Raw genomic sequence first — 10,930 nt, forward strand, 5'->3', positions numbered from 1 at the left:
TATTTGTGTGTTACATCAGGTAGCTGCAAGTCTCGTCGAACATAACATGATGTGGCGTCAATCTATATCATTTACGACATAATATGTCGATAGCTAAATTTGTTAGGGATTATTATGACCATGCAAAAAGACAGTAATAAGTCATTGTCTATTCTTATTAATCAAACCGCTGAACGCAATTGGCTGCGATTAGAGGAAGCATGGTCCGAAGGACTTGCGCAATTAACGCCTGCTCAGCAGCAAGAACTCAAAACGGTTTTGGGACTCAGTGATTATGTGACGGCTCAACTATGCCGACATCCCGAGTGGATCGCTATGCTGTTTGCGGGCGAGTTAAGCCTGATTGATCGTAAAAACTTTGATGTTGATTTACATGAAGAACTGGCTAGCACGACCACTGAGGAGATGGCTAAAACCACCCTGCGACGGTTTCGTAACTATCAAATGGTGCGTTTAGCTTGGCGTGACTTTTTAGACTATGCCAGTTTAGAGGAATCCTTGCTTGATCTGTCGGCGCTCGCCGAAGCGTTAGTGATCTGCGCCCGCGATTGGCTCTATAAAGATATGTGCGCTCAATATGGCACGCCTATGGACAAAGAAGGGAATCCGCAACCGCTACTGATTTTAGGCATGGGTAAGTTAGGCGGCCGCGAGCTTAATTTCTCCTCCGATATCGATTTGATTTTCACGTTTCCTGAGCATGGCGAAACCGTCGGCGGTCGTCGCAGTTTAGACAATCAACAATTCTTTATCCGCATGGGGCAAAGGTTAGTGAACTTGCTCGATCAAGTCACTGTCGATGGTTTCGTGTTCCGCGTGGATATGCGTTTGCGTCCCTACGGTGAAAGTGGCCCCTTGGTGGTGAGTTTTAGCGGTCTTGAGGATTATTACCAAGAACAAGGACGAGACTGGGAGCGTTATGCCATGGTCAAGGCGCGTGCGCTCGGGCCTTGGAACCATTTCTCCGATGAACTACACAGCCTCCTGAGACCCTTTGTGTATCGCCGTTATATCGACTTTTCGGCAATTGAATCCCTGCGGAAAATGAAGCAACTCATCGCGCAAGAAGTGCGGCGCCGTCATTTGACCGACAATATTAAACTCGGTGCAGGCGGTATTCGTGAGGTCGAGTTCGTGGTGCAAAGTTTTCAATTGATCCGTGGCGGCCGTGAGCCTGCGTTGCGTCAGCAGAGTTTATTCGGTGCTATCGATACGCTTTACAGCTTAGGGCAGTTTGAATATTTGGCGGTGGATGAGCTTAAACATAGTTATTTACTGCTGCGCCGGGTTGAGAATCTGCTGCAAGCCATTGACGATAAACAAACTCAAACCTTACCGAATAATCCACTGGATTGGGCGCGATTGTGCCATGTACTCGATATGGCCAATGAGATTGATTTACGCACTCATATTGAAGCGGCAATGAGCAAAATCCATCGTCATTTTAAAGCCACAGTGGGCGGCGAAGAAGGCGAAGAAAAAGCTGAACATTGGACGACGCAGCTGTGGAACATGCAAGACCTTGATGATGGGATCGCGTTGTTGGCCGAACAGCAAATTGATGATGACAAGCTGTGCCCTATGCTCAGCAGTTGGCGCGAAACAGTGACTAAGCGTTCCATTGGTCCACGCGGGCGAGAAACCTTAGATAAATTAATGCCAAGATTATTGGAAGAATTGATTAATCAACAGAGTCCATCGTCAGCTTTTGAGCCCGTGTCTAAGGTGCTGGAGCAGATTTTAACTCGCACCACTTACCTTGAGCTTTTGTGTGAAAACCCCGGCGCGCGGCAGCAGTTGGTGAGCTTGTGTTGCGCCAGTCCTTGGATTGCCGCGCAGTTGGCTAAATTTCCCATGTTGCTCGATGAGCTTATCGATCCGTCGCAGCTCTATGACACGACCTCCATCGACGATTATCCGAGCGAGCTGCGTCAGTACATGATGCGCGTGCCCGAGGATGATATGGAGCAGCAGATGGAAGCGCTGCGACAATTTAAGCTTTCACAACAACTTAAAATCGCCGCCGCCGATGTCACGGGTGTTTTACCCGTGATGCAAGTGAGCGATCACTTAACTTTTTTAGCCGAAGCTATTATCGAACAAGTGGTGATGCAGGCGTGGCAACAGGTTTCAGTGCGCCATGGGGTGCCCGCTCACCTTGAGGGTAGTGACACAGGCTTTGCCGTTGTCGGTTATGGCAAGCTCGGCGGGATAGAGTTGGGTTACGGCTCCGATCTCGATTTAGTCTTCCTGTGTGAAAACAAAGCAGATAACAGCCAGACCAATGGTGAACGGCCGATTGAAGTTGGTCATTTTTACCTCAAACTCGCCCAGCGAATTCTACATTTGTTCTCGACTCGTACCACTTCGGGGGAGTTGTATGAAGTGGATATGCGACTGCGCCCATCAGGCGCCTCCGGTTTGATGGTCAGTGAGATTGAGCGTTTTGGCGAATACCAAGCTAATGAGGCGTGGACTTGGGAGCATCAAGCTTTAGTTCGCTCGCGTTTTGTTTTTGGTGACAATAGCTTAGCGGTTAAATTCAGCCATATTCGCGCTTCAGTATTGGAAAAGCCCCGTGATAAAGCTGAGCTGCAAAAAGCGGTACGTGAGATGCGTCAGAAGATGCGCGATCACTTGCTTAAAGTCAGTGATGGCATGTTTGATTTAAAGCAGAGTCCAGGCGGGATTGCCGATATTGAGTTTATTGCCCAGTACTTAGTGCTGGCTAATGCCCACGAGTATCCAGAGCTAACGATTTGGTCCGACAATGTACGGATTTTTGGTGTGTTAGCTGAGCTTGAACTTTTGCCAATGATGAGTGCCCAGCATTTAACTCAGACCTATTGCTTACTACGGGATGAAAATCATCGACTTACTCTGCAACAAAAGGCGGGGCAGCTACCAGTGTCAGAGGTAGAAGAGCATGCTGAGCGGGTGTTAAACATTTATCGTGCTGTGCTTGAATAGTGCAGTCTTTAAGGGGATTAAGGCTGATACGAATTTCAGCCTTAACACCGCAAGAATACACCATTTAGGCTAGAGTTTAATGAGAGCAGTTAGCTGAGAGTGCCATGCAATTACCTACAATTCCTGAAAACGAGCTGCAACGCTTGGCCACATTACGCGCACTTAATGTGCTCGATACCGATGCCGAGGAACGTTTCGATCGTATTACTCGGCTTACGCGCAGAATTTTCTCCTTGCCCATCTGTGTTGTGACCTTAGTGGATGCCGAACGGCAATGGTTTAAATCACGCCAAGGATTGGAGGTGACTGAAACACCTCGGGAAATTTCATTTTGTGGACATGCGATCAATCATGACGGCATTTTCATCGTGAACGACGCCCTCAAAGATCCCCGCTTTAGTGACAATCCTCTGGTGACTGAGCAGCCGCACATTCGCTTTTACGCCGGCTATCCTCTCACCATTCACGAGCAATATCGGGTGGGTACTTTGTGTTTAATCGGTACTGAACCGCGGGATTTTACGGCTGAAGACATTGAAACCTTAACGGATTTAGGACAAATGGTAGAGGCTGAATTACTCTCTATCGCGCAAAATACCTTAGATCCCTTGACGGCTATTTCGAATCGACGTGGTTTTGAATTACTGGCCCATCAGTCAATGGCGAGTTGTCGACGTACCGAATCTGAGGCGGCCTTAGTTTTCTTCGATCTCGACTTTTTTAAGGAAGTGAATGACAGCTTTGGTCACCTAAAGGGCGATCAGGTGTTATATGATTTTGCCCATATCTTAATGACCGCTTTTAGGGAGTCGGATGTGATCGCAAGGCTTGGCGGCGATGAGTTTGTGGTGCTGCTAAGTTTTGTGCATAGAGATACAGTCAATCGGGTTATCGAGCGTTTTAAGCAGTTACTGGAGCAATATAATCAACAGCATCCTAAGCAACATAGATTGGCGACCAGCATAGGTATCGCCCATTGGACACCGGATTCAGATATGAGCTTAGAGGATCTGTTAGATTCCGCCGATAAAGCTATGTATCAGAATAAAGCTACACATCATAGTGATGCATCTTAAATTGTTTACGCTTATGCCAATGAAAAGGTGGCAATAATGTCTCCCTTTTCATTGGACTTTATTCGGCGAAGAAGTACTAAGCTGTAATGAGCGTTACCCAATGTTGATATAAGGGTAAGCCAATTAGCACGTTAACCGGAAATGTGATCCCGAGTGAGGCTAGCATAGCCAGCCCTATATTGGCTTCGGGGATTGCGGCACGAATGGCAGCTGGCGCTGCGATATAAGATGCGCTGGCACTTAATGCCGCTAACACTAAAATGCTGCCTGAAGGTAAGTCCAGCCAAACACCTACACCAATACCACACCAAGCCAATACAAAGGGCGCTACGGCGGCAAACACTAATAAGCGCCACTGTTTAAGTGGTAGCGGCAAACACACTTTGGCCGTTACTAAGCCCATTTCCAGTAAAAATAATGCCAGTAAAGTTTTGAACCCGCCTAGTAGCACAGGTGTAAGCGGCGCAAGTCCCGTTGGGCCATAAAGCCAACCTATCACCACACCGCCAAGGAGTAAGACAACGCCGCGGCTGGTTAAGGCTTCGTGCAACACGCTTGATTGATTTTCATTTTTGGGTGATGTTTCAATTGCTTTTTTGGCACTTAAGTATCTGTGTAACCAGAGCATTACGACAATAGCAGGTAGTTCCAGCAGCACGAGATACAGGGTCGTTTCTGGCCTTAAGATCAGCCCAGATTTTTCAACCATAGCCATCACCACCGCAAATGTTCCCGCACTGACGGAGCCGTAATGGGCGGCAATACTAATGGCATCGGTATGGCCAATGCGAACCAGCTGGGTTAGTACAGGGTATAAGGCCAAGGGGATAATCAAACCTAAGGCAACAACCGCTAATAGCTCAGTGATCACTAAGTTTTGAGTGTGACCGTGGAGCGCCATTCCGCCCTTTAAACCTAAGGTAAGCATTAACAGTATGGATAGGGTTTCGTAGATCGCGGGTGGGACTTTAAGATCTGATTTCACTAGGCCAGCTAACAGGCCTAAGGCGAAAAAGGCAATGACAATATCGGGCATTGGTATCTCATTAAGTTTGACTTTTAAGCGGTGCAAAACGCGCTTGTTTGTCGGGTGATCCTGATGGCTGGTGATTTTGGACCTAATTGGTTATATTGAAAAATAAATTGTTTACCACCTAGGTATAGATAATTGTCTATGGATAAGCGTTCGTCATCGACTCAGCTTAAATTGCGGCATTTGAGTTTTCGGTTACTGCAGGTGTATGTGCAAGTGGTGCGGTTAGGTAATATTTCCGCAGCGGCGAGGGCATTGCATTTAACTCAACCCACAGTGTCATTACAGCTTAAAAAACTGGCCGATGTGTTGGGCGAGCCATTACTCGAGAGTCGTGATGGCCGCATGTTACCGACCTTGATTGGTAATGAGTTGTACCGCGCAGCCTGCGATACCTTGAGTCGTTTTGAGGATTTCGATGCTTTTATGCAGCAGGCTAAAGGTGGCAGTGTCGGTCACATTAATATCGGTATTGTCACTACCGCAAAATACGTGTTACCACGGATTTTAGGGGCATTTTATCGGCAGTTTCCACAGGTTAAAGTGACCTTAAATATTGGTAACCGTGCCCATGTATTAGGCAGATTTGAACGTCAAGAAGATGATTTATACCTGTTCAGTCATCCTCCAAGTGGCGATAACGTGTTATCTGCACGCATCATCAAAAATCCGCTGCAACTGATTGCACCAAAGGAGCATTGGGCTGTGGGTCGTGAACAAGTGAATTTTAACGAGCTTAAAAATGAGCGTTTTATCGTTCGCGAACCGGGGTCAGCCACCCGCTTAATGTTCGAGTCTTGGTGCAGCGGCCAAGGCATCACGCTCGGTGACACTATGCAAATCGAGAGTAATGAGGCGATACGCTTGAGCGTCGCGTCGGGCTTAGGTTTGTCGGTGATTTCGGCGCATACCTTGCAAGAAGGGCGCGAAAAACCTGCAATTCTAACTGTTACGGGGTTTCCGCTCGAAAGTAACTGGTATCTAGTTGGCCGTAAAGATCGCCGTTTGCCCTATGCCGCCATGCAACTGGTGGACTTTATGGCGGCGCATTTGGTCGAGTGTATCGAGCCAGAATGGGTTGCCACTGATATCAGTGAACTGGCTATGCACTTTAATCATGCACCGCAAACTCGGTCCTAGCACTCTTGAGTCTTGCTTGTATTATGGAATGCTTTATTAAACTAGATCATAGCGTTATGCATTGAGGGTAACGGTTTAACACATCTTGTGCCATTACCCTCTGATTCCATTATAAAGTGATACTCTAGACTTTAAATCGCGTCAGTAGATTGTTCAGTTCAACGGCGAGTCTTGAGAGCTCATGTGCTGAGGCACTGGTTTGCTGTGCCCCCGCAGCACTTTGGCTGGCAAGATCACTAATATTCACAATGTTTTTATCGACCTCACGTGCGACTTTCGCTTGCTCTTCGGCGGCGCTTGCAATGACCATGTTGCTGTTATTCATCGTACTGATTTGGCGATTAATCGTGTTTAATGCATCCCCTGCCAATCTTGCGACTGAGAGTGCCTGTTCAGCCTTTTGGCCGCTGTGCTGCATCGATTGCACAGCCGTTTCGGTGCCGTGCTGGATTTTGTTAATCATGTCTTCAATTTCACGGGTCGAGGACTGAGTGCGATGGGCTAGGGCACGAACTTCATCAGCAACAACCGCAAAACCACGGCCTGTATCGCCCGCTCGCGCCGCTTCAATGGCTGCGTTTAAGGCCAGTAAATTTGTTTGCTCAGCAATGGCGCGGATCACATCGAGAACTTTACCTATATCCCTCGCTTGAATCGCTAAGGTTTGAACAACCTGTGAACTTTGCGTTACATCCTGATTCATGTCGATAATAGCTGCGACAGTCTGATCTACCTGTTTTTTACCTAATTCGGTACTGCGGGCGGTTTCTTCAAAGGCTTCTGAAGCGAGCACCGCCGTATTGGCAACTTCATCTACTGCCGAACTCATTTCGGTAATCGCAGTTGCCGCTTGCTGTATTTCATCATTTTGTTGCTGTATGCCGCGGGAAGCATCTTCAGTGACTGAATTGAGTTCTTCGGCGGCGGAGGCGAGCTGGCTAGAGGAGTTTGCTATATGGGATAAAGTGTCGCGCAGGTTTTGCTGCATTTCAGCTAATGATTGCATCAGTTGACTGGTTTCATCTTTACCCTCTGTGCTGATTTTCTGCGTTAAATCCCCCCTTGCGACTGCTACTGAAATGCCTACAGCTTCCTTCATTGGCTGCACGATACTGCGAGTTAAAAATATTGCCACTACAAATGCAGCGATTAAGGAGCCCACTATCATAATGCTGTTTAGCCATTTACTCTCGTCGTAGGCTTGTGCAGTTATTTGACCTTGTTCCTTTGCATATTCAGTATTCAAGCTGCCAATGCTAATGAGCGTCTTTGTCATTTTTCGGCTTGCACTATCATGACATCATCCATGATCCGTTTAGCTTCGGCTGCATCATTCGCCTGTAGCTTGCTGATCATCTCATCTTGATGCTTTAAATATAGATCAAGGCTGCCACTAAATTCTTGATAAAGCTCCTGCTCACCTGGCAGGCTAATTAAAGGCTCATAGTTTTTTTGATCCGTTTTAATACTCTGGCGGATTTGCCTTAATGTATCGAGTCCTTTGTTAAGTTCTGCTGCCGAATTTGCTAATAACAGGCGAAATGTAAACACCCTAGCGCGCATCACATTGAGGTTGATGCTCGACAGACTGACCAGCGTAGGTAGGGTATTATCTTCAATTTCTTCTGCAGTGGATCGCATGGATGACATCGTCTGTAATGACATGATTCCTTGAAGTAGCAACACAAGAGCAAGTAATCCAAACGCAGCAATTAATCGTGAGCCAATCTTAAATTGTCGTAACCACATAAGTTAATCGTCCCTGTATTTAAAAGAGTTCCGTTTAAGGCTGTTCTTAATATTTTCTAGCGAATATTTCGAACTAAGTTAAGTGTCATGGCGCTTAGTCAGAATCATGAGTCTTTAGTTGATTGCATAAACTATAGATTATATTTTTGAGCTTTTATGTTGCAGGTTGTAAATTTGATCGATTTAAACCTATAGGCTGTAAATTAGAACAATTGAAACTAAGTTACACCGTACCTTAAAACTCAAGGTTAGCAACAGCTAGAAGCAAATTGAACGTAATGAGTCATTTAGTTGTGTGGATTGAATCGATTATGGCAGATGGATTTTCTACTTTATGTATTTGATTTTTAATTATTATAATGTTTTTTCTGTACTAGTTTGTCTATGATTGCAGATTTTCAATTTAGGTACTTATTCATCTTTCTAGGCTTGTATCTGCAAATAGCGTATTTGACTTGTTATATTCTGAATGCATGAATTATCTTGTCACTAATTGTTCCTCGAATTTTTATCGTGATGGCTAACTTCTTGCTTATCAATATTAGGGTTTTGGTCTAACTCAACAGAGCGATAAATCGCTAATGTTTTACGGCCATTCACTTCGACTCATTTCTATTAATCGACTGTAGGTGCGGCGGAATTCAAAACTGAGTGCGCCACCTTGATAGAGTTCATTCAGTGGCACGTCGCAGCTGAGATATAAGCTGACATTTTGATCGTATAACTCATCAATCAAGCTAATAAAGCGCCGTGCTGGGTCGTCGTTGGCCGCATAGGAGAGTTTGCGCTCGCCCGTGGCTGCGGCTTGGTTATCACCTGTACCGTCTTCTGTGCCGCGGGCACGGATCCAGCTTTTCACTTCGCCACCTAATTTGGGAACGCCGCTTACCATTAAGATCTTAAATCGACTGGCGATTTCGATGTAATCGAGTTGGGATCTCGGGCCGTCACATAGGGCATAAAAATCGAACCAAGCGACTGAGTTGCCTGTTGGTGCTATAGCGGCGCGGATCACTGGAATTTCACGGTTGCAGATGGTGAGGCTAGTATTACTCATTCTGCTATCACTAATGCCAATAGCGCTCATATTGGGTGTATTTGGCGTTAACCTATTCACTAGCTTGTCAAAAATCTGCTCAAAATCGAGTGTTCCGGTAATGCCGATATTGCGGGAAATCGAGGCGTTAACTTCAGCGCTATCAATGTCAATCTCGTTGTTTAATGAAGCATTGATGGCGTGCATCCTATGGTCTTGGTTGCCATTGAGATGCAGCATTTGAGTGTGTGTTTGCAGCAGTTGGATGCAAGGTAAAAATCTGTGCCTAGCTAGGCCGTTCTCATATAAGCGCTCAATAGGAATATTTGAGGTGGCGACCAGCACCACACCTTGTTTGAATAGGCATTCAAAGAGCCCTGCGAGTATCATGGCATCGCCAATATCCGAGACAAAAAACTCATCGAAACACAGCACCTTGCACTCTTTTGCGAGATTTTTAGCTATGAGAGTTAACGGATCTCGTTTACCCGAATGCTCGCGTAATGCTTGGTGAATCCGCGCCATAAATCGGTGAAAATGCAGTCTTAACTTACCTTCACTCGGCAAACAATCGAAAAACAAATCCATCAGAAACGTTTTGCCCCTCCCCACATCGCCCCACAGATACAGACCTTTGATTGCTTGTTTGTTGATAAGGGGAAAGTGTGCTGAATGTGGCTGTAGCATCAACTGCTTAAATAGTACATCGAGCGCCAACACCGCCTGTTGCTGCGCGGGATCGTCAATGAGATCTATGCACACCTTGGCGCGATACGCTTCAAGTGGTGTCACGATTGGGGTTATCGATTGCGAGCTAGCGGAGTTTGAATGTGCCATGTCGGGGTCTCGTTGGCGGTTTGTTTTCGGTGTTTGCTGCTAGTGTGTTCTTTAGCTTTGTTTTAGTGCGATATCAACACTCACCTTTTTGAGGCATCCTGTTACTCATATTCAGGTACTCGGGAGCCATATGGCAAGATGCGCAGGGTAACATAGTCGCTGGCGTGACTTAAGTCCCGCTCTGGAGCTTAGGTCAAATACTAAGCGAAACCAGTGCTTTATTCTCGAGGACTTTTACCATAACATCTTTGTCACAAAAATAATGATATGGAATGAATCCTATGGCGAGTAAGGGCAATGGCATTACGGTTATCAGTGCACAAACCTTGATTGAGGGCGACATTCAGTTAGAGAGCGCGGCATTCATTGCGGGTAAATTGCAGGGCAAGGTTAGATCAGCAGGACAAATTAAGATCGAACTTGGCGGCGAAATCTCTGGTGAAGTCAGTTGTAATGAGCTACGTGTTTGTGGCGTATTTCGCGGAAGAGTCTGTTGTAATAAGTTGATTATTAACAGTTCTGGTGTGGTTGACGGTGAAGTCGCCAGTCATCAGATGGAGATTTACGAAGGTGGGCAGTTTATTGGTCAGCGCATTAAAGGTCCTGAACTCGATGCCTTGCCGGACATGCTACAAGCACTCGCGCCAATAGCTCAACGCTCGGATGCGCATTTATATGCCAGTGAAAGCACTTTGCTAAGAGGTGATCATCTGGCGATTCGCCCTTGGCTGTATGTTGCAGTGGCAACTGTCGTCATAGCGTTAGGTTTTAGTTTTGGGCCCGAGCAATTGCGTGAGTGGTTACCGAATCTTAGTAACAGCCCGCTGAAAACTGAGGCGTCTCCGGCAATCGAGGGGCTTAAGGCAGTAAATGGTATGGCTCCTGATCAACCTGCTACGCTAAATAGCGCGAATGCTGACAATATGGCGGTATTACCGGCAGATGATCCTGATCCGCAGATCATGCAGCAGGATTCGGCGATGGAAGATTTACAACAAATGGAACAAGGCCATGAACAGATGACGCTGGGTGATAATGGCGCACCGCCAGCCAGCGACAGTGCGACCAATAAGCTCTAATCTGTCGATC

The 10,930-nt window shown here is 46.4% G+C and carries 8 protein-coding genes; 4 read left to right on the forward strand and 4 right to left on the reverse strand.

All coding sequences use genetic code 11. The features are described 5' to 3' along the window. The first annotated feature begins 114 nt into the window (after positions 1-114). Positions 115-2,970, forward strand: a complete 2,856-nt coding sequence (gene glnE, locus L5M11_RS12575) for a bifunctional [glutamate--ammonia ligase]-adenylyl-L-tyrosine phosphorylase/[glutamate--ammonia-ligase] adenylyltransferase (protein ID WP_263192272.1) — start codon at positions 115-117, stop codon at positions 2,968-2,970. 104 nt (positions 2,971-3,074) lie between these two features. Next, positions 3,075-4,046, forward strand: a complete 972-nt coding sequence (locus tag L5M11_RS12580) for a sensor domain-containing diguanylate cyclase (protein ID WP_263192274.1) — start codon at positions 3,075-3,077, stop codon at positions 4,044-4,046. A gap of 76 nt (positions 4,047-4,122) precedes the next feature. Here L5M11_RS12580 and L5M11_RS12585 read toward each other — a convergent pair whose 3' ends face one another. Beyond that, complete coding sequence (locus L5M11_RS12585; RefSeq protein ID WP_263192276.1) at positions 4,123-5,082, reverse strand: sodium-dependent bicarbonate transport family permease; 960 nt, start codon at positions 5,080-5,082, stop codon at positions 4,123-4,125. Between the two features lie 138 nt (positions 5,083-5,220). Here L5M11_RS12585 and L5M11_RS12590 point away from each other — a divergent pair, with 138 nt between their 5' ends. After that, a complete protein-coding gene (locus tag L5M11_RS12590; protein WP_173242949.1) occupies positions 5,221-6,219 on the forward strand; it encodes a LysR family transcriptional regulator in 999 nt (332 codons plus the stop codon). Between the two features lie 124 nt (positions 6,220-6,343). Here the strand turns inward: L5M11_RS12590 and L5M11_RS12595 are convergent, their stop codons facing one another. The 3 genes from L5M11_RS12595 to zapE form a co-directional block, all read right to left on the reverse strand. Next, a complete protein-coding gene (locus tag L5M11_RS12595) occupies positions 6,344-7,495 on the reverse strand; it encodes a methyl-accepting chemotaxis protein (RefSeq protein ID WP_263192277.1) in 1,152 nt (383 codons plus the stop codon). Then, entirely contained in the window at positions 7,492-7,968 is a 477-nt protein-coding gene (locus L5M11_RS12600; RefSeq protein ID WP_263185863.1) for an MCP four helix bundle domain-containing protein, read from the reverse strand. Before L5M11_RS12600 ends, L5M11_RS12595 begins: the two co-directional genes overlap by 4 nt. Before the next feature lie 586 nt (positions 7,969-8,554). After that, positions 8,555-9,841 carry a cell division protein ZapE gene (gene zapE / locus L5M11_RS12605; protein ID WP_263185864.1) on the reverse strand — a complete coding sequence of 429 codons (1,287 nt, stop codon included), beginning with the start codon at positions 9,839-9,841 and terminating at the stop codon, positions 8,555-8,557. A gap of 281 nt (positions 9,842-10,122) precedes the next feature. Here zapE and L5M11_RS12610 point away from each other — a divergent pair, with 281 nt between their 5' ends. Beyond that, positions 10,123-10,920, forward strand: a complete 798-nt coding sequence (locus tag L5M11_RS12610; protein WP_263185895.1) for a polymer-forming cytoskeletal protein — start codon at positions 10,123-10,125, stop codon at positions 10,918-10,920. The last annotated feature ends 10 nt before the right edge of the window (positions 10,921-10,930 follow it).

Source organism: Shewanella sp. SM87 (assembly GCF_025653705.1).
GTDB lineage: Bacteria > Pseudomonadota > Gammaproteobacteria > Enterobacterales > Shewanellaceae > Shewanella > Shewanella oncorhynchi.

Excerpts from the sequence above, each read along its gene's own strand:
- glnE (WP_263192272.1), top strand. The coding sequence starts at position 115 with ATGACCATGCAAAAAGACAGTAATAAGTCATTGTCTATTCTTATTAAT.
- L5M11_RS12580 (WP_263192274.1), top strand. The coding sequence starts at position 3,075 with ATGCAATTACCTACAATTCCTGAAAACGAGCTGCAACGCTTGGCCACA.
- L5M11_RS12585 (WP_263192276.1), bottom strand. The coding sequence starts at position 5,082 with ATGCCCGATATTGTCATTGCCTTTTTCGCCTTAGGCCTGTTAGCTGGC.
- L5M11_RS12590 (WP_173242949.1), top strand. The coding sequence starts at position 5,221 with ATGGATAAGCGTTCGTCATCGACTCAGCTTAAATTGCGGCATTTGAGT.
- L5M11_RS12595 (WP_263192277.1), bottom strand. The coding sequence starts at position 7,495 with ATGACAAAGACGCTCATTAGCATTGGCAGCTTGAATACTGAATATGCA.
- L5M11_RS12600 (WP_263185863.1), bottom strand. The coding sequence starts at position 7,968 with ATGTGGTTACGACAATTTAAGATTGGCTCACGATTAATTGCTGCGTTT.
- zapE (WP_263185864.1), bottom strand. The coding sequence starts at position 9,841 with ATGGCACATTCAAACTCCGCTAGCTCGCAATCGATAACCCCAATCGTG.
- L5M11_RS12610 (WP_263185895.1), top strand. The coding sequence starts at position 10,123 with ATGGCGAGTAAGGGCAATGGCATTACGGTTATCAGTGCACAAACCTTG.